The organism is Riemerella anatipestifer, assembly GCF_009932355.1.
GTDB lineage: Bacteria > Bacteroidota > Bacteroidia > Flavobacteriales > Weeksellaceae > Riemerella > Riemerella anatipestifer_E.
The window spans coordinates 20,577-40,535 of the sequence record NZ_LEKU01000003.1 but is presented as its reverse complement, the minus strand read 5'-3'; the positions used below and the strand labels follow the sequence as shown (position 1 = coordinate 40,535).

The 19,959-nt window shown below is 35.3% G+C and carries 18 protein-coding genes; 10 read left to right on the top strand and 8 right to left on the bottom strand.

Annotated features, from left to right (window positions below; translation table 11 throughout):
- Positions 1-21: 21 nt before the first annotated feature.
- On the top strand, positions 22-591 hold the full coding sequence (locus tag GXW81_RS00805; RefSeq protein WP_014937336.1) for a membrane protein: 570 nt from the start codon (positions 22-24) through the stop codon (positions 589-591).
- 65 nt (positions 592-656) lie between these two features.
- Here GXW81_RS00805 and GXW81_RS00800 read toward each other — a convergent pair whose 3' ends face one another.
- Positions 657-1,133: a ribonuclease domain-containing protein gene (locus GXW81_RS00800; protein WP_161530786.1), complete on the bottom strand. Its 477-nt coding sequence runs from the start codon at positions 1,131-1,133 to the stop codon at positions 657-659.
- A 19-nt stretch (positions 1,134-1,152) separates the two neighbouring features.
- Positions 1,153-2,406, bottom strand: a complete 1,254-nt coding sequence (locus GXW81_RS00795; protein WP_161530785.1) for a porin — start codon at positions 2,404-2,406, stop codon at positions 1,153-1,155.
- 660 nt (positions 2,407-3,066) lie between these two features.
- Between GXW81_RS00795 and GXW81_RS00790 the strand changes: the two genes are divergently transcribed.
- Genes GXW81_RS00790 through GXW81_RS00780 form a run of 3 tightly spaced genes read left to right on the top strand, consistent with a single transcriptional unit; the run spans position 3,067 to position 5,597 of the window.
- Entirely contained in the window at positions 3,067-3,753 is a 687-nt protein-coding gene (locus GXW81_RS00790) for a hypothetical protein (protein ID WP_161530784.1), read from the top strand.
- A 28-nt stretch (positions 3,754-3,781) separates the two neighbouring features.
- Complete coding sequence (locus tag GXW81_RS10435; protein WP_252339366.1) at positions 3,782-4,840, top strand: hypothetical protein; 1,059 nt, start codon at positions 3,782-3,784, stop codon at positions 4,838-4,840.
- Between the two features lie 37 nt (positions 4,841-4,877).
- A complete protein-coding gene (locus tag GXW81_RS00780) occupies positions 4,878-5,597 on the top strand; it encodes a DNA-binding domain-containing protein (RefSeq protein ID WP_161530783.1) in 720 nt (239 codons plus the stop codon).
- A gap of 96 nt (positions 5,598-5,693) precedes the next feature.
- Here the strand turns inward: GXW81_RS00780 and GXW81_RS00775 are convergent, their stop codons facing one another.
- Complete coding sequence (locus GXW81_RS00775; protein WP_161530782.1) at positions 5,694-6,020, bottom strand: multidrug efflux SMR transporter; 327 nt, start codon at positions 6,018-6,020, stop codon at positions 5,694-5,696.
- A gap of 97 nt (positions 6,021-6,117) precedes the next feature.
- Complete coding sequence (locus GXW81_RS00770) at positions 6,118-7,155, bottom strand: PLP-dependent cysteine synthase family protein (RefSeq protein WP_161530812.1); 1,038 nt, start codon at positions 7,153-7,155, stop codon at positions 6,118-6,120.
- Positions 7,156-7,346: 191 nt separating this feature from the next.
- On the opposite strand from GXW81_RS00770, the gene GXW81_RS00765 reads away from it, so the two are divergent.
- Positions 7,347-8,039, top strand: a complete 693-nt coding sequence (locus tag GXW81_RS00765) for a ZIP family metal transporter (RefSeq protein WP_161530781.1) — start codon at positions 7,347-7,349, stop codon at positions 8,037-8,039.
- Positions 8,040-8,163: 124 nt separating this feature from the next.
- Here the strand turns inward: GXW81_RS00765 and GXW81_RS00760 are convergent, their stop codons facing one another.
- The 4 genes from GXW81_RS00760 to priA form a co-directional block, all read right to left on the bottom strand.
- Positions 8,164-9,087 (bottom strand): restriction endonuclease, encoded by a 924-nt coding sequence (locus tag GXW81_RS00760; protein ID WP_161530780.1) that lies wholly within the window; start codon positions 9,085-9,087, stop codon positions 8,164-8,166.
- A gap of 102 nt (positions 9,088-9,189) precedes the next feature.
- Positions 9,190-10,383 carry a glycine C-acetyltransferase gene (gene kbl / locus GXW81_RS00755; RefSeq protein WP_161530779.1) on the bottom strand — a complete coding sequence of 398 codons (1,194 nt, stop codon included), beginning with the start codon at positions 10,381-10,383 and terminating at the stop codon, positions 9,190-9,192.
- A gap of 89 nt (positions 10,384-10,472) precedes the next feature.
- Positions 10,473-11,894: a D-alanyl-D-alanine carboxypeptidase/D-alanyl-D-alanine-endopeptidase gene (dacB, locus tag GXW81_RS00750; RefSeq protein ID WP_161530778.1), complete on the bottom strand. Its 1,422-nt coding sequence runs from the start codon at positions 11,892-11,894 to the stop codon at positions 10,473-10,475.
- Positions 11,895-12,014: 120 nt separating this feature from the next.
- Complete coding sequence (priA, locus tag GXW81_RS00745; RefSeq protein ID WP_161530811.1) at positions 12,015-14,462, bottom strand: primosomal protein N'; 2,448 nt, start codon at positions 14,460-14,462, stop codon at positions 12,015-12,017.
- A 227-nt stretch (positions 14,463-14,689) separates the two neighbouring features.
- Here priA and dnaK point away from each other — a divergent pair, with 227 nt between their 5' ends.
- The 5 genes from dnaK to GXW81_RS00725 all read left to right on the top strand — a co-directional run bounded on the left by dnaK (position 14,690) and on the right by GXW81_RS00725 (position 19,955).
- Entirely contained in the window at positions 14,690-16,597 is a 1,908-nt protein-coding gene (dnaK, locus tag GXW81_RS00740) for a molecular chaperone DnaK (RefSeq protein ID WP_004920090.1), read from the top strand.
- A gap of 251 nt (positions 16,598-16,848) precedes the next feature.
- Positions 16,849-17,088, top strand: a complete 240-nt coding sequence (locus GXW81_RS10430; protein WP_260393515.1) for a hypothetical protein — start codon at positions 16,849-16,851, stop codon at positions 17,086-17,088.
- A gap of 756 nt (positions 17,089-17,844) precedes the next feature.
- Complete coding sequence (locus GXW81_RS00730; RefSeq protein ID WP_161530777.1) at positions 17,845-18,207, top strand: hypothetical protein; 363 nt, start codon at positions 17,845-17,847, stop codon at positions 18,205-18,207.
- A 241-nt stretch (positions 18,208-18,448) separates the two neighbouring features.
- A complete protein-coding gene (locus GXW81_RS10425; RefSeq protein ID WP_260393514.1) occupies positions 18,449-18,580 on the top strand; it encodes a hypothetical protein in 132 nt (43 codons plus the stop codon).
- A 76-nt stretch (positions 18,581-18,656) separates the two neighbouring features.
- Entirely contained in the window at positions 18,657-19,955 is a 1,299-nt protein-coding gene (locus GXW81_RS00725; RefSeq protein WP_161530776.1) for a hypothetical protein, read from the top strand.
- The last annotated feature ends 4 nt before the right edge of the window (positions 19,956-19,959 follow it).

Here is a 19,959-nt window from a genome sequence, read left to right as displayed (position 1 = left end):
ACTAAAAAACAACTAAAACAGATGAATAATAAGTATATTAAACTGGTGGTAGCTGCCCTTATGATAGCTTTTGGTGTTTATTTGATGTTTAATAGAAATATAGGGTGGGGCATTGTAATGGTGTTATTATCCTCGTTGCCTATTATATTATTCTTCAAAAATGAGTTTATCCTTCTTGCGTTTTGGCAGTTAAGAAAGCAGAACTTCCCTAAAGCCGCACAATGGTTAGCGTCTATAAAGAATTATAAAAGTCAGTTGCACCGTTCACAATACGGTTATTATCATTACTTACAAGGGCTTACTCTAGCTCAAGATGAGCCTAGAAAGGTAGAACCTCTAATGAAAAAGGCTTTGGAATATGGTCTGAATATGAAACACGACCGTGCAATGGCAACCCTTAATTTAGCGGCAGGAGCAATGCAAAGAGGACGCAAGCAGGAGGCTCAAAGACTTCTAGAAGAAGCAAAAAGGCTAGATAGTTCGGGTATGATGACAGAGCATATCAAGACAATGAAAGACCAACTTAAAATGCCTACTATGCAGAAACATATGCATAACCCAAATATGAGACAAAGAGGTAAATTCTTTTAAAATATAGGTTAATAAAACAAAAATCCCTTAGCTTTTTGCTAAGGGATTTTTTTATTGATAAATAATTACTTCTCTTGAAAGGTTTTGTAATGGTCTTTGGTAATCCACACTTTACCGTCTTTTGTAAAGACAAGCCTGTCGGCATTTCTTCTACCACATTGGTAGTTGATGTCCGCCTCGTAGTAACGGTCTCCTTGAGGAAGCTGATTTTCTCTATTTCGGAATTTATCTCCACCAATAGCTTTCCCAGGTAGCACTTCGCAAAGATTACCAGAGGAAGGGTTCCACCCTGATTTTTTAGCTTCACTTTTGGTAATGTAATATGCTGGAAGTTCGTGATGTTCTTTTATATAAGCAATTACGGTGTTTTCTTCTGTAAGAGTCTCAATATCTTGCTGCGTGCTTTCTTGAGAAGACGCACCTGTGCTAACTTCAGCTGTTAAAGCATCAGGGCTAGATTTCTGAAAACATCTAACTCCTATTAAAGTCCCTGCTAATAGTCCTAAAACTAGGAAAATCCATTTATTATTAAGGTATTTCATTGTATTATGATTTGTGTGATTAAATTCCTATTTCTACCTGAAATCTAGCGTACCAATTATTATCCTTTCTTCCATCTATGTAGAGAAAGTTGTTCTTACTCACTTCCACTTGAGCTTTAAAGGCGTGTTCCCAAATATATTTGGTAATACCAAAGGAAAGCTGATTTTGTTTTGGTATCAAGTTCTGTATATTTTTATTAGGTGTCATTTGAGAGAAACGCCCAATAACTTCCCAATTCTTGGGGAAAATATAACTCAGTTGAGTATCATAGCCGTGTCCTGCCGCCACAGGTATTACTTTAGAAAAATCGGCATTATGTGTGAGTGGGTTGCTGGTGCTTCTGCTCATATAAGCAACGGTAGCTGTCCAGCCATTGTATTTCATCATACCATCTAAAAGGATAGATTGCAAATCTCTACTCTCCAACAATCCCTTACCCCTTTGCCCTTGTGAAAAATTAGACCTTTGGTTGAAGTGATAAGTACCTCCTAGGTAAATCTTAGGCGTAGGCTCTCGGTATAAATCGCCTTCAAAAAACTCTCCATTGTTTTTAAAAGAACCTAGAGGATAGAGTTCTACTCTCCCAGTGTAGGCAAGTCCGTCGGTTTTGTCATTAAAGTTTCTTCCTTCTCCAGTAGTTATGGCAGTTTTTAAGCTGTACCCAAACTCGTTAGCTTTGGTATTGTTATAAATGGCTTGGAAACCAAAATCCCTATCAATATTAAACATAGCGTTGTTGATAGAACGGTCGGTAAGGTCTAATGCTCCCGATGAGTTTACCCTTTGTCTGTTCCCTGGGAGTTTTGTTTGTCCGAAACCAAGCATGAGTTTATTGGTAGCTTTATAAAATACAATCGCATCTCTTATGATGTTAAGCGGACTCCCTTCTTTAATTTCGCCCACATCATCAGGAGCAAAGGAAAGCTGTATAGCATACAAAAACCTAGGATTACCCACATACCCATCAAACCTTAAACGAAGACGGCGAATGGCAGCCTTATATTCTGTATTTTCATTGTCATTAAAATCGGCTTCTAGTCTGTTCTGCATTCTAAAACGAATATTAAATTGGAATAGACTATCAGGAGAAGTAATCCCTACACCTTTACCAAAGTTATAGTAGGGTAGAGCCTCCAAATGGAGTTGTTTAACCGTCTTAGAAGATAAAACAGTATCTTTTTTAAGTAGAATAATGGTATCCGAAACCTTAGTTTTTTGAGACTTGGCTACTAGAGGTAGAGCAAACAAGCATAGCCAAAACAAATATTTCATCTTAATATATTATTTAGGAGTGCAAATTTAAACAAAAATAAGCAGGCGATTGTAGGGAATAAACTAAGTTTTGCATAAAATATTTCTCAAAAACTTGCACACTTCTTCAAAAGGTTATAAGTTTGCCTTAGTTTTATGACACGCAATATCAGTAACATACAAACAAGTGTAAAAAAGTACTCCAATTATTTGGTAGTTTCAGATAATTGTGTAAACACACACACACACACACACACACACACAGGTAGTTTCGTGGGTATGCGTCCGACTATTTAGCAAATTCTTTAGACTTTTATCGTTAAACCAAAATATGGTTCCGCCAACTTTCGTTGGGGGCTTTTTGTGTTTACATCATTCTAATTTTAACTTTTATACTTACTTACTAAAAGCACCATTGTTTTGTCTCATAACATGGTCGTTCTTGTTGGGTGCTTTTAGTGTTCAGGGGGAGCATTCTGCTCTTTCTGTTTTAGCCTTCCTCCTCATTTTGTGTGTGTTGAGAGGGGGGAGGCGTTTTTTTAGGTTAGAGGTGAGATATGAGAGTTTAGAACTTAGTACAGTCTCATCAACCCTTAAACCGAACCTACAAAATCTAAAATCCAATATCTAACCTCTATAATCTTAAACAATTAAATATCAAAAATTCTAAAATTAAATGTTATGAAAACAAAAACAACCAAACTAAGTGTATTCGCCTTTTTAGGTTTAGGTTTAATGGCTTATGGGCAGTATGATGGTAAAGTAGGCATCAATGAATCTCATCCCCAAGCCACTTTGGAAATAAAACCGAATACCGCTAATAGTCTAAGCACAGCCTCTACTGTAGAAGGGGTGCTAATTCCTAGGGTCAGCCGTTTGAGGGCTGCCAATATGGGGACGGGTGTAGCAGAATCTACTTTGCTTTACATTAGCTCAGTGGCAGACGGTACAGCTTCGGGAACCACGGCTAATGTAGATGCTACAGGATTTTACTTCTTTAAAGGAGGGGTTTGGGTAAAGTTGGGAACAGAAGCTAGTAGTACCACAGGAGGAGCTACGCTACAATCTATTACTGGTAATATTAGAGAAGTAGCACATGCCAATATTGCAGAATGGAGCGTACCTAATACTTTTGCTTTAGCACAAACTGGAGACCAACAAATAGTACTTCCAGACCCTAAAAAATATATAGGGAAAATAATTTCTGTAAACAATCAGCACAATACTGCATTAGCTTACTCTGGAACCAATCAGCCTAAGAATGTTAGCACTTTGGCTTCTGGCAAAGCCCATATCCTCATGGCAGGATTACAAGATCCAAAAGATGAAAATAGTGCTATTTGGTACCTTATCGGTGGTAGCTATTAGCCTAGGTATTATCTTAAATTATATCATTATGAAAAAAATCATCTTATTAGGGTTATTGGCTTTTTTTACAGCTAATGCCCAAATTCAAGTTCAAAATCAATCTACTAATACTATAGGAGGAGAAAATCCTTTTATGGACGCCTCTTACTATAATCAGTTTTCTAATACTCTAGGAAAGGGGTTGTATTTTCCTACTACTAATTTAACTACTTGGGAGTTTAAACTCTCCTCAATTGATCCAGGTAAGTTTTCTAACTACTTTGATGGTATGGTGGTGTATAACTCGGGGACAGGTCTTACAGTATCTAATACCAGTAAAGGTGGCAAACAAGTGAGTGTAAGCCCAGGGTTCTACTATTTTAAAAACCCTAACCAAACTTTTCCTACAGGCAGTGTTGCCAATGGGGAATGGGTAAGATTGAGTAGTGACGGTGGGGTATCTACTAACCTCTACACTGCAGATGGTACTCTAGCAGGTAACAGAACGGTAACTCTAGGGTCTAATAACTTAGTGTTTAAGGGAGCAGGGAATATAGGGGTTGGTACTGATGCCCCAACTACTAAACTAGATGTGGCTGGAGGGGTAAAGATAGCAGACGGTACCCAAGGCGCAGGAAAAGTTTTAACGAGTGATGCTGAAGGTAAGGCTACTTGGACAAGCACTGCTCTAAAAGCCCCTAACTATGCTGTCCCTGATGCTTTATGGAACGCTAATGGAACGCCAAACGAAAGAGACAAACAAAATATAGTAGTAGTTTATGGTCCTTATACTGTTCCTAAAACAGGCTGGTACACTTTAGTTTCCCGATGGTTTTATGTGCAAAATAATAATCCCAATAATGGAGGAAATGCGGATGAAGGCTCTGCATCAGTATGGGTACAAATAAGTGAAAGTGCCCTTGGAATGGATGAACCTGGTTTCTTTTATGAAGATAGAAAAGTTGTAAATACTTCTGCAACCACCGCAGGTAATGGGATATTTGTTTATTTAAAACAAGGTGCAAACTATTACATCTATCAGGTGGCAAAATATACAATGAAACCTGGAACAGGCGAGCGAAACTTTCGTTTACATTTTGTACAATAATTATCATATAAATATCTAATACTAAAATTTTACACTTATGAATACACTAAAAGCTTGGTTGCGTCCCAACCTACTCACGAAAGACGACCCTAACGATTTTGTAGCCGTGCCTCTCTTAGGTGGTAGTCTTGGCATTACAGAAATTATAGAAGCTCTTAAAAAAGAGGGTATGGAAATACAAACCGAAACGGCAGTAGATATTATCACTCGTTTTAACCGTAAAGCCTCAGAGCTAGTACTTAATGGTTATAGTGTAAATACAGGACTGGTGTATATGCGTCCTGCCATTAAGGGCGTATTTTACGACAAAACTTGGGATAAAGAGAAGCACTCCGTTTATGTGAATGTGAACCAAGGCTTAGACCTTAGAAAAGCGGTAGCAGACACTAAGGTAGAAATCCTAGGCGAACAATCCAGCCCTATGAGTGTGTTCAGCATTACCGACAAGGTTACAGGCAAAGCAGATGGCACACTTACCAAAGGCAAAAACGCTGAAATCAAAGGTACTTATATTAAAATAGATGGAGACAGTCCTAAAAACGGCATCGTCTTTAAAAACTTAGACACTCAGCAAGAAGTGAAGCTCTCAACAGAACATATTGTGCTTAATGAGCCGTCAAGGTTACTCATTCTCGTTCCTACAGATTTAGAAGCAGGGAACTATGAACTCAGCATTACCACGCAATATTCTAAAGGAGGAATCACTACCAAAGAGCCTAGAGTGGGTGTACTTTCAGCACCAGTGGTTATTGGTTAAATAGGGTGCTATTCCCTAGCTTAATGAGAAACGCCTCCCCACGACCGTGGGGAGGCGTTCCCTATATCCATAGGGAGGTCTTCCCTAAAAATGTATTTAGCTTGATACAGCTTTCAGCCCGATAATGGAGCCTATAAGAGTAACTAAGAAAAAGAGCCTTAGTGTGGTAGCGGGTTCTTTAAATACAAAGATGCCAATCAGTACAGTGCCTACTGCTCCTATTCCTGTCCATACGGCGTAGGCGGTTCCTATGGGGAGCGTTTGGGTGGCTTTAATGAGTAACCCCATGCTTGTAGTAAGAGCAACCAAAAAGCCTAGATACCACCAAACCGCTTCTGTACTTTCCGAAGTTTTGGCTTTCCCTAAACAAAATGCAAATAAGGCTTCAAAGAGTCCTGCAATGATTAAAATAATCCAATTCATCTTGATGGTATAAAAAAGGGTTTTGATGAGTTGCTGTAAAATAAAAAAACTGTTTCTACATCTGTTGTAGAAACAGTTTTTACCTATAATTTTAGTTTTATATATGCTCTGTTTTAAAGAGCTTGTCGTAGTTATGAAGTTCGTTATTGGTAAAGCCTTGAGATTCCATCCACTCGTCATTATAGACTTTGCTGATGTATCTAGAACCGTGGTCTGGGTAAATAAGCACCACTAAATCGTCTTCTTTAAACGGATTCTCCTCTGCATACTGCATCAGAGCTTGGGTAACGGCTCCTGTGGTGTAGCCTCCCATAATGCCTTCCTTTATAGCAATTTCTCTTGTGCGGTAAGCACTTTGTTCATCGTTTACTCTTACAAATTCGTCTATTAAATCAAACCTAAGAGCGGTTGGGATTAAGTTTTTGCCCAATCCTTCTATTTGGTAGGGGTGAATATCCTCTTTATTGATAGCTCCTGTTTCGTGGTAAGTTTTAAGTATAGAACCGTCTGCATCTACTCCAATGATTTTGATGTCAGGGTTTTGCTCTTTAAGAAATTTAGCAGAGCCAGAAAGTGTTCCACCAGTGCCAGTACATGCGATTAGGTGCGTGATTTTCCCTTGGGTCTGTTCCCATATCTCAGGACCAGTAGTGGTGTAGTGGGCATCTATATTTAGCTCGTTAAAATATTGGTTGATGTAGATAGAGTTAGGCGTTTCTTTAGCAATTCTCTTAGCGACTTCGTAATAAGAGCGAGGGTCGTCCGCAGGTACATTTGCAGGGCAAACATATACGGTAGCACCTAATGCCTTTAGATAAGCTATTTTTTCAGGCTTGGTTTTATCGCTTACAGATAAGATACACTTGTACCCTTTGATAATGCTTACCATGGCAATAGAGAACCCCGTGTTACCAGAGGTGGTCTCTACAATAGTAGCACCTGGTTTTAGTAATCCTTTTTTTTCTGCTTGTTCTATAATATGCAGAGCTATCCTATCTTTAGTAGAGTGCCCTGGGTTAGAAGACTCTATCTTTGCATAGACTGTAGCTGCTATATTTTCGGTAATTTTATTTAATCTAACAAGAGGAGTATTTCCTATTAAACCGAGAATATTATCATAAACATTAGTCGCCATATTACATTTTCTCAAAAACTGGGTGCAAAGTTAATAAAAAAATAAGGAATATAAGACTTAAATATCTGTTTAGTTTTGGTGGTGTTTTATATTATTAGTTATAGTTGATTTGCTTTTTTACTTCAGGGCTTCCATTTTATAGCTATACTCCCAAGGTTTTTTAATATTTTTGCGGTTCTATTTTTAATTCTATGATTATTGTTCTTCTCATTCTAAGTGTAATAGTAGGTGTATTGTTAGGCAAGTTTTTTGGGGCTAAAGAGAAGCTAGCAAAGAATTTACTTATTCTAAGTGCGGGGTTTCTTATTACGATTTGTCTTAACGAAGTCTTTCCTCAAGTCTACCACGAACATAATCATAATATAGGTATTTGGATTGTGTTAGGAGTGCTGTTGCAGATGGTTTTAGAAAGTCTTACCAAAGGCTTTGAGCATGGGCATATCCACCATCATAGCGAAACTAAAAATATACTGCCTGTGGCACTTATGGTGGGTTTGTTTTTTCATGCTTTTATAGAAGGTATCCCTTTAGCTAACGAAACAGAGGTTTTGTCGCCTTATCTTACAGGTATCCTGTTTCATAACCTTCCTATTTCCTTTGTTTTGGGAGCGTATTTGTTTGGTAAAGGGTCATCAAAGCGTTATTCGTGGAGTATTATTAGCATTTTTGCTTTGGCTTCTCCTCTTGGAGTGCTTTTGGGAAAATATATCCCAATGGAGTGGCAGTCTTATTTTCTGGCGATAGTGGGAGGAATATTTCTGCACATCTCCGCCGTAATTATATTTGAAAGTAACAAAAATCATAAAATGGATTGGACGAAGCTCCTGCTTGTAGTGTCAGGAATTCTGATTGCTTTGCTAGGGCATTTATTCCATCATCATTAAAGGTTTAAACTTATTGCGTTAGATTTTAATATTATTAAAATAAGAATTCGTGGAAATGATAAAGTTCTCTATTATTTCCACGAATTTGTTTTTTGTGAATGCTGTGTTAGTTAGTATAGTCTCATTATTCGTCTGACATTGAGTCCCAAAAATCACTATCCATTTTCTTTATTTCAATGAGTTGCTCCACTTGCATTCCGAGTCCATAATTGTAAATATATTCAGCTAACTGGTTGCCGTCAATTAAAACGATGGTAGTGTTACCAAATAAATTTTCCACATATTCTCTCGCTCCATTCGAAAAATATGAAGTAGTGATGAAAACGCCTTTATTCGATTGTGCTACCATCAAAGCTCCAACAAACTTTTGAATTTCCTCTCTTCCAATGCCAATATCTCTTCTGTACCTTTTAGCTTGTATGTTTATACGACCAAATCCTAATATATCCTCTTTAATTATACCATCAATTCCACCGTCATTTGTTCTTTTTGTTATCAATCCAGAATCTTTAATTTCTCCACCATAACCCATTTTTTGAAGTAATAAAACTACAAGTTTTTCAAACGCAGTTGGACTTTTACTTAAGATTGTATTGATAATTTCATCGTAAACAGTTTGTCTAATTTTATTAAAAGAATTATACAGTTTTTCTTGAGGAGTAAGGTTGTCACTCTTAGTATCAATGATTTCTATTTTAGAAGGTTCTCTTTCCTTCTTAACTTTATCTGATTTTTGAACTTCTTTTTCAACAAAACGGACAATCTTTTCGGGAGTTTTTAAGAGTTCAATACCTTTCTGACTGATTTTAAATAATCCTCTTCCTGGTTTATTTAACAAACCTGCCATATTCAGATAACTTAAAGCCCAAGATATTCTGTCATAAAATATATATCCATTGCCTGATGGATACATTTGATTTATTTCATCATTTGACAAGTTAAAGTGTAATGCAATAGGTTCAATAAAATCTCTCAATTTTAAAATTTTCCCGTCTTCTAAAAGTTTTAGAGCAGGAACTTGTATCTCATTATATTTTGGTATTGACATACTCTTTTCAGCTTGGTTTTAAAGGTTACCGACTAAAGTAAATATTTTAATTTATGTAATGCTCTAATGTAGTTTTGTATATAAAGTGTTAGTCTTAATGTTTTAGATAACCCCTAATTCTTTTCCTACTTTTTCAAAGGCAGCTATAGCCTTATCTAAATGTTCTCTTGTGTGTGCGGCTGATAATTGTACTCTAATTCTAGCCTTACCTTTAGGAACCACAGGGTAGAAAAACCCGATAACATAGATGCCTTCGTCCATAAGTTTTTCTGCCATTTTTTGTGATAGTGGGGCATCATAAAGCATTACAGGTACAATAGCGGCATCGCCATCAGGAATGTCAAAGCCTTTGGCTTTCATTTGGGTTCTAAAATATTGGGCGTTATCCATTACCTTATCTCTTAAACTGGTATCTTCGGAAATCATTTCTAGAACTTTGGTCGCCGCACCTACAATGCCAGGGGCTAAAGAGTTGGAAAACAGATAAGGTCTAGAACGCTGTCTTAACATATCTATAATTTCTTTTTTACCAGAAGTAAAGCCACCCAATGCTCCACCTAGTGCTTTACCTAGTGTAGAAGTAATGATGTCCACTCTTCCCATAACTTCGTTTGCTTCGTGAGTGCCTCTTCCTGTTTTGCCGATAAAACCTGTGGCGTGGGAGTCGTCCACCATTACTAGAGCATCGTATTTTTCAGCTAAATCACAAACGCCTTTTAAGTCGGCTACGATACCGTCCATAGAGAATACTCCATCGGTAACAATGATTTTAAATCTGTGGTTGTGTTTACTCGCTTCAATAAGCTGAGCTTCCAAATCTGCCATATCATTGTTTTTGTAGCGATACCTTGCCGCTTTGCAAAGTCTTACTCCATCAATAATAGAAGCGTGGTTAAGTTCATCAGAAATGATGGCATCTTCTGCTGTAAATAGTGGTTCAAAAACCCCTCCGTTGGCATCAAAACAAGCGGCATAGAGAATGGTGTCTTCCATACCCAAAAACTCAGATATTTTAGCCTCTAGATTTTTATGAATGTCTTGTGTACCACATATAAAACGCACTGAAGACATACCGTAACCGTGAGAAGCAATAGCGTCTTGTGAGGCTTTCATAACTTCGGGGTGGTTGGATAGCCCGAGGTAGTTATTGGCACAGAAGTTAAGTAACTTTTTACCATTAGCTATAATTTCAGCCGATTGTTGAGAGGTAATGATGCGTTCGTTTTTATAAAGACCTTCGTTCTTGATGTTTTGAAGTTCGGTTTGTAAATACTCTAGATAATTTTTAGAAATCATATTTAGTTTATTTTGGTTATAAAATCGTTGGCTAATTTAATAAAAAAAGCCTTCACTATTGGAAGACTTTATGGATTATTTTACAAATACTAGAGGTTGAGTGTAGGCTCTAGTAGTTTTTCCATTTTAGCTTTAATCTGATGTACAGAACCTGTATAATTATTGATTAACAATGAGAAGGTAAGGGTTCTGCCAGATTTGGTATTGATGTAACCTGCTAGACATTTTACAGCTCTTAATGTACCTGTTTTAGCGAAGATTTGTCCGTAGCCTTCGTTATAGAGAAACATTTTCCTTAATGTACCTGTCTGCCCTGCAATAGGCAACGAATCAAAGTACGATTTGTAATATTTCTCTTTCATAAGACCTGCCAAAAACTTAACCTGTGAAATAGGGGTTACTAAGTTGTTTCTAGATAAACCGCTACCGTCCATTAGGTTTAATCCGTTGAAATCATAGCCGTTAGCATTTAGATGTTCTACAATTGTTTGTCTGCCTGTTTCTAAGGATTCGTCTCCGTTTTTATAAAATCCTACTGAACGCAGTAGAGCTTCTGCAAATCTATTATTACTCATCTGATTAACGAAATAGACAATATCCTCTAAGCTAGGTGATTGATATTTGGTGATAAAAGTTCTGTTTTCGGGTTCTATATCAATGGTTTTGCCCTCTACTTTGCCTGTTACAGATATCTTATTTTTAAGTAAAGAAGCCTTTAATGTATTGGCGAGAGAATAAGGTGCAGAAGGTATCTTACCAGTTACAGTATTGCCTTCAAAAGATTCTGTATAAACCATTTGGTTGGTGTATGGAGAAACATAGAAAAATCTTTTTTCATCGGCTTTAAATTTGCGTTTGGTGATTTTTCTCTCTTTGGTTGGGTCTATATTGGCTGTCTTGCCCACAGGGAGATAGTAGTTCTCTCTTTCTAGCCATACAATGTTAGCAGGAAGGTTGTCATTATTACCTTTGAAAATAGCAGTTTGTACGAAAATGCTACCGTTGATTTTGGTAATTCCTAAGCTCTTTATTGAAGATATAAAATCAGAAGCAATGCTACTATAACTAGAAGAACCAGCCATACCAGTTCCCAAAGTAGGGTCGCCGCTACCTATAATGTATAGGTTGCCTTCTAGAACTCCTGTTTCAGATATTTTACCAGAGTATTCTAGCTGTGTATTGTACTTGAATTTGGGACCTATAATGTTCATGGCTGCATCTGTAGTTAATAACTTTGTGGTAGATGCAGGAACTAATGGAGTAGTTTCGTTATAAGAACTTATGACTTGCTTACTTTTTGGGTCGTATACTACAAATCCCCATTGACCATTTTTTACCATAGGGTCACTTGCCAGTCGATTGATAGCGATGTCCAGTTCTTCTTTAGCCGAAAGAGTTACTTTTTCAGTAGTTGGTGTTTCGTAGGTAGGGTACGAACTAGAGTATTGAGCAAATGAAACGGAAAATATAGATATACAGGCTGTTAAAAGTCCTTTTTTTATTAAATTCATACTTTGAAATTTTATTACTTTGAGGTTTTCTATTAGAAAACAACGAAACAAAGGTAAAAAATATTATAAGTCTAGACCTATGCAAGGGTGGTAAATAGACTTAAATTATGTTAAAAAGAGTTAAAAATCTACAAACACCTCTATTTTCACAGATTGATAAGCGGATATTTCTCTGAACTCGTCCAATGATTGTGAAATGTACTCTTTGAAAGTAAAGTATTTATTATTTCTAGGCAGTTTGAGTAATATTTGGAACTGATATTTGTTTTTCAACTTTGCGATAGGCGCTTTTTCTGGACCTAAAACACAGTCTAAAGGCAGATATTTCCTAAGGATAGAGCCTAAAAATTGTGAAGCTCTATCTGCTTTACCTTCTTTGGAGTGTTTAATTTCTATAAGCACTACTTTGGTAAATGGTGGATAGAGGAATTTTTTCCTGTCATTTAGAAAATGCTCATAAATTTCTTGAGTACTATTGTGATTAATCAAGCTAAACAAAGGGTGTGTTGGGTTGTAAGTTTGTATAACTACTTTACCTTTTCCTGAAGTTCTGCCTGCTCTTCCAGATACCTGAGTGATGAGTTGATAAGCTCTTTCTTCTGCTCGGAAATCTTGCACATAGAGAAGTGCATCAGCCTTAGGAATTGCCACTAGGTCTATATGGTCAAAGTCTAAACCTTTAGAAATCATCTGTGTGCCAACAATGATATCGGTTTCTCTATTTTCTATTTTTTCGTAGAGTTTTTCATAGGCGAACTTTTTTCTCATAGAGTCTATGTCCATTCTGTCCACTTCTGCTTCTGGAAACAATCTTTTGACTTCCTCCGCCACTTGTTCTACTCCGATGCCTTTGGTATTGAGTTGTTGAGACTGGCACTTAGGGCATTGGTTAGGTTTAGATGCTCTTTGTCCACAATAATGGCACTTCAATTCGTTAGAAGATTTGTGATAGGTCATTATTACATCACAGTTAGAGCAATAGGTTACATGTCCGCAAGCCTCACATTCTACCACATTGGCATAGCCTCTTCTATTATGGAGGATAATAATTTGTTTTTTGTCCTCTAGGTTTTCCTGAACTTTTTGAACTAATGCTGCCGAAAAATTACCATTTAAAGTTTTGGCTTCCTGTTCTTCTTTAATATTGATGATTTCAAAATCGGGTAAATCTACATTGCCGTATCGTTCGCCTAAATAAAGGTATTTAAGTTTTCCTTTTTGTGCAGCGTAATAAGACTCCAAAGATGGCGTAGCAGAGCCGAGCAGTAGATGAGCTTTATAATGATGAGCTAAAATTTGAGTTGCATCTTTAGCATTAAAGTAAGGGCTAGCTTCTCTAGGTTTGTAGGCAGAATCGTGTTCTTCATCTACAATCACTAAATCTAAATTTTGGTAGGGTAGGAACAATGCGTTTCTAGTTCCAATAAGGACTTTAATCTTGTTGAGTTTTACTTTTCGCCAAACTTCCACTCGTTCAAAATCGGTGAGTTTTTGATGATAAAAGCCAATTAAATCGCCGTATTTCTTTTCTAGCCTACGGATAATTTGCTTGGTTAATGCAATCTCGGGTAGTAATAATAATGTGTTTTTATCCTCTTTGATGAGTTGCTCTATCAAGTGGATATAGATGTGGGTTTTCCCTGAAGAAGTTACGCCGTGTAATAATACTTTCTGATTTTGAGCAAAAGCCTCTTCTATTGCTTTAAGTGTATTGTTTTGATTTTCAGTAAGAGGTTCAATATTTTCTATATCGCCACTATAAGCCTCTAGTCGGTCGTGCTGGAGGTAATATTCATCTACTAGACCTTTATCTATTAGAGCTTTCATTTGAGCGTGGGCGAAATTATTTTCCTCAAACAAAATAGATTTTTTAATAGGAACTTCAGGCGAAGCCGTTTGTTTAGACAAAATGAGCAGGAAAAGTTCTTTTTGTTTTTCTGCTCTATTCAGGCTAGAAATGACCTCTGCTAAAGACTGATTGTCTAATAATTCCTCTTTGATTTTTACATAAGCTACCTCCTTTACTTTGTACTTTTCTGCCACTTTTTCATCTATCTCTATATAGTGCATATCTATAAGAGCGTTGATGGTTTTAATTAAATTTTTCTTTGGAATAAAGGCTTCCATTTCAGAAAGATTGACCAATTGTTGGACTTCCAATGCCTGTATTAAAAGTATTTCGTTGGCATCTAGAAGTTCATAATCTATGTTAGCATTTGGTTTGAGTTTTAGATAGGTCTCACTTTCCAATTTTAATGATGAAGGAAATGCTAAACGGTAAATATCACCCAAATTACACAGATAGTAGGAAGATAGCCATTGCCAGAACTCAAGCTGTGGGAGAGGTAAAATAGGGGTGTCGTCTAAAATGCTATAAATTTCCTTTGGAGAAAACTCTTCGGGAGTGTTTTGGTGAAGGTCTGAGATGATTCCAGTATAGATTTTTTTTCCTCTAAACGGAACAAGAACACGCATACCCAACGCTATTTTATCCTGTAAATCAATGGGAACTTTGTAAGTGAAAGTTCCTTTTAGATTAAGTGGCAGTATGACTTGAGCGTAAAGCATAGAGGGGAACAAAAATAAGTGATTTTTATTAAAAGTATTTAATGAAGAGCTAATTTTTAATAAGTGTCTTTATGTAAAAAGTACAATGATACTGACTGAAAAAAACATATCTAGGCAAATGATGAAGTTTAGTGCTGTCATTTTGTCATAAAAAAGGGAGTGGCATATTCTTGGTAAAATTGGAGGTGTACTAAAAATGAATATTAACAAAAAAATACATAATTAAAATGAGTAAAATTATAGGAATCGACTTAGGTACTACTAACTCTTGTGTGGCAGTAATGGAGGGTAAAGACCCTGTGGTAATCCCTAATGCAGAAGGAAAAAGAACAACGCCTTCTATCGTAGCTTTCACTGAAGATGGTGAGAGAAAAGTAGGAGATCCTGCAAAAAGACAAGCGGTTACAAACCCTAAAAATACAGTTTATTCTATCAAGAGATTTATCGGAGCTAACTTTAAAACAGATGCTAACGAGGTGTCTAGAGTTCCGTATCAAGTGGTAGAAGGTTCTAACGATACTGTTAAAGTTAAAATTGGAGATAGAGAATACACGCCTCAAGAAATTTCTGCAATGATTCTTCAAAAAATGAAGAAAACGGCTGAAGATTATTTAGGTCAAGAAGTTTCTCGTGCGGTAATTACTGTACCTGCTTACTTTAACGATGCACAAAGACAAGCAACTAAAGAAGCTGGAGAAATTGCAGGTCTTAAGGTAGAAAGAATTATCAATGAACCTACTGCAGCAGCTTTAGCTTATGGTCTAGATAAGGTAGGTAAGAAGGATATGAATGTAGTGGTGTTCGACTGTGGTGGTGGTACTCACGACGTTTCTGTACTAGAAATGTACGAGGTAGATGGTAACGCATCTTTCGAAGTAAAGGCTACCGATGGTGATACACACTTAGGAGGAGACGACTTTGATAATGTGATTATCGACTGGATGGCGGCTGAATTCCAAGCAGAAGAAGGCGTAGATTTAAAATCTGATGCTATTGCTCTTCAAAGATTGAAAGAAGCAGCAGAAAAAGCAAAAGTTGAATTATCATCTTCTACTCAAACAGAAATCAACTTACCATATATCACAGCTACAGCTTCAGGTCCAAAACACTTAGTTAAAACATTAACTAGAGCTAAGTTTGAACAATTAGCAGGAGATTTAATTCAAAGAACTATCGAGCCTTGTAAGTCTGCTCTTAAAAATGCAGGTATGAGCGTTTCTGATATTGATGAGATTATCCTAGTAGGTGGTTCTACAAGAATCCCAGCGATACAAGAAGCAGTAGAGAAATTCTTCGGTAAAGCTCCATCTAAAGGAGTAAATCCAGATGAGGTAGTGGCTATAGGTGCGGCTATCCAAGGGGGAGTTCTTACAGGAGATGTTAAAGATGTATTGTTATTAGATGTTACACCTCTTTCTTTAGGTATAGAAACTATGGGTTCTGTATTTACTAAGTTGATAGAGGCTAATACAACCATTCCTACTAAAAAATCAGAAGTGTTCTCTACTGCGGTAGATAACCAGCCTGCGGTTACCATCAGAGTAGGACAAGGGGAAAGACCAATGTTTAACGATAACAAAGAAATCGGTAGATTTGAGCTTACAGATATTCCACCAGCACCTAGAGGTGTGCCACAAATTGAGGTAACTTTTGATATAGACGCTAACGGTATTTTGAGCGTTTCTGCAAAAGATAAAGGTACAGGTAAAGAGCAATCTATCAAAATTCAAGCATCGTCTGGTCTTTCTGATGAAGAAATTGAAAGAATGAAGAGAGAAGCTGAAGAAAACTCAGCAGCAGATGCTAAGAAAAAAGAAGAAGCTGACCTTATCAACAAAGCAGATGGACAAATCTTCCAAACTGAAAAGCAAATAAAAGAATTTGGAGATAAGATTTCTGCAGATAAAAAATCAGCGATAGAAACCGCTTTAGCTGAATTAAAAACAGCTTATGAAGCTAAAGATATGGCAAATATTAAAACTAAATCTGAGGCTTTAGATGCGGCTTGGATGGCAGCATCAGAAGAGTTGTACAAAGCACAAGCTGAAGCTCAAGGAGGTGCAGAACAAGCACAAGCTAACACAGGTAATGCTACAGATGATGTACAAGATGCAGATTTTGAAGAAGTTAAGTAGGTAATATAATAACTGATTAACAATAATTGATAAATCGCTGTAAATAAAACATTTACAGCGGTTTTTATTTTTTTTAGTATTTCTCAATTTTTATTGTTTTTTATCGAATCTATGCGTTTTTTGTACATAATTGTACCGTGTCATAATTGGACATAATATGCGTCTTATGAGCGTTAAATTATAAAAAACTGATAATGTTCAAGATGTTACTTTACAAATAAGGTTTAGTAAATTAAAAATACCTAGGATTTGTGAGCGGTGTTCTAAACCTTTTGAGGCAAAGGCAGTTACCGCTCGTTTTTGTTCTCAATCCTGTGCTAATAAAAGGAAAAGAAAGAAAAAAACGGCAAAAAGAACAGGTTGAAAAGGAATTATTACTTACTAAATTTTCAAATAAAATTGCGGAAATTCAGAACAGAGAATTTATTTCTGTTTCTGAAGCAGCAATTATGTATGGTATATCAAAAGATACTGTTTACAGAATGAGATAACCGGAACAAATTTTGGGTTCGATTGACAAGGGTAAAACGCCATGATTTAGAGCAATTATTTACATCTATACCATTTCAGAAATTAGTGAAAAATTTAACGCCAGCCCCATTATAGTCTATAATGCTGTTAAGAAGAACAAACTTCCTACAAAGAAAGTAGGAAGTTTTGTTTATGTCCCTAAAGGTTTAATTGATAAAATTTTTCTAGGTAAATAAAACAACTTCTAAAAACAAAAGTTACTGTTGGATTAAGAAAGGTAGAAAACAGAAAAGAATGGTATGTATATCTTGAAAGTTATACTGTGTAAATTATTGGTAAAATAAACCGTATAGGATTCGTGAGTATTTGAACAGAAGCGTTACTACCGTCGAATTTGACAAAAAACGACCTTCCAAAACTACAGAAAATTCAATATCATATAAGCCTAGAAGAAATGATAATGGTATAATTGTTTGTAAAAGCGATAATGATAGGGAAACAATGCACAAAAGATAAAACCGTTGTTGCTTTTCCTGATTTATTGATAGTTTTTAAAAATATGGAGAATGTTAAGGATTTGATTTAACGAATAATAAATGAGAGTATAGATAAAATATATCTAGTTTTAATTTTGAATACACAAGAGAGGTGCACGAGAGAGTTGTAATTTAACTATTATGTAATCGTAGGGAATGTTTAAATTTAATTTAAAATTATTTGATTTTAAATTGTTGTGATATATGAAATTATATTTTATCTTTGTAAAAATAATTTGATTGAAAATGGAATTGAGAATAATAAAACCTAAAGAGCCAACTGCTATCGCAAAGATAACAGTGCAACGGACGGGTAAAATTGGATTTTCTAAAGGAGCAATGGATTTATTAGATTTAGAGGTGAATAAATTTGCAAAATTTGCTTTTGACAAAGATGATAATTTTTATATTTTAATGTTTAAGAAATCTGATGAAGAAACTTTCAATGTGGCAAAAGCGGGAGAGTATAATTATATAAATGCAAAATCGTTATTGGAAGATTTAGAAATAGATTATAAATCTAACAACACAACGATTTTTGATATTAGAAAAACAGAACAAGAAAATGTATATAAATTAAATAAGAGAGTAATAAAAAAATAAAAAAAGAAGTCCGTAACTTTCTCAGGGTGCCGTGACTTCTTATATAGCTCCAAAGAGATAACCAGATATCTAGAAGATGTGTCTGCTATCCTACTTTGTTTTGCAAAAATAAAACAAATTGTTTTAATAGTTCGCTTTTTTGAACATTTTAACATATTCATTTTTCTTACAAAGTATGCCATAATCTTCTCTGTTAATTTCTCTTACAGTATTAAAGAGAGATAACTAAAAAAAATATACAATGGCTAAAAAAGCAACATCACCAAAAGTTGCTAAAATTGCTTCTAAAATTCTTAAAGATGGAAGAACTTCCAAAGCATCTAAATCTGTTGCTGGAAGTGCTTTAAGTCAAAGAGAAAAAGGTAAAAAGTAATTTTAGTAAAGGTTTTATGTGCTTCCTTTCAAAAAAGCACTTTTATTTTTAATTAATAATCTTTATAAGAGAAAAAATGGAACTTTTTAAAAAAGAATTTGTTCAGGTTACTGTTCCTCCTTTTGAAAAACAGAATGCAAAAAATCTAATCAAAGCATCTAAACTTTTAGAATTGATTAATAATGAAGTTTTCAAAGATGCAATAATAACATTTTATGACTTTGAATCATTAGATTTTTATGTTCCTATTGGAAATGTTGATCTAGCATATAATTATGTTTCTTACATTACAAATAAATATGAGTATGTCAACCTATGGAGTAAAAATAACTGTGTAGATGTAATGGTTGAAAAACCTAAAGAAGAGGATGAAAAAAGCGAGTTGTATTTTGAGTTCAACTTTTTGAGAGATGATGATGGAGTTGTTTATGATCATTTAAAGGCAAAATCAATATATGATTCTTCTTCGATGTTCTATAATGATCGAGAACTTTCAAAATACATTAATTTCTTAAAATCAAGAAATTCTAAAGTTTTGACTTCGCTTTCCGATAGAAATAGATTGATTTCAGCGGTGAACGATTCTTGGAACAAGCAGTATGAAAGAAGTCCAAATACACTAACTGAAAGAAAGTTTAGATTTCTAAAGGATAAAAATAACAACCACTACTTAAGGAGTATTACTACTGAAAGATATGAAGAATATGGCGTTGCATTTAGTTTTGTAATTGCTATATTTTCACTGCATAAACTTATGCAAAAAGATAAGGGTCTAAACTTGAAAATTAATTCATTATCTTTAAATGAGTCGAAATTTGAAATGATTGTTTCAACAGGTAATTCTATCTATATAGAAGAAATTGACAATTTTATTTCATCTTCATTGTCGATTAAAAATAACGATTTAGGTGATCGATCTCTTTCTTTTACACACACTTTAAAACTATATCCTAAACAAGATGAGGAAAAAAAGATTTACTTATATCCTAAATTAAAACAGAATGAGTTAAACTATAAGATGTCTATCAGTCATACTGCAGGAATCGATAAAGTTTTGCAGTTATTTAATAATTTAGGTTTAGTTATTTATTCAATGGATGAGTATGTTAAGGATTTTAAAGGTATTGCCAAAACAAATACTCCTGATGAATTACGAGCTAAAATTGAAGAGAAAATTATTTCTAACAATAGTCCATACAAAGAAATTAAAGAATTAAAAGATCTTTTTACCAGAAGCAAGAATCAACACATAGATAATTTGGCAAAACTGCTTGAGATTTGCCAGAAAGCGGAGATGATTGAAATGGATTATGATATAAAATTCAAATTGAGATATTTGATTTCCAATGTTCTATTATATGGAAATAATAATTAATATT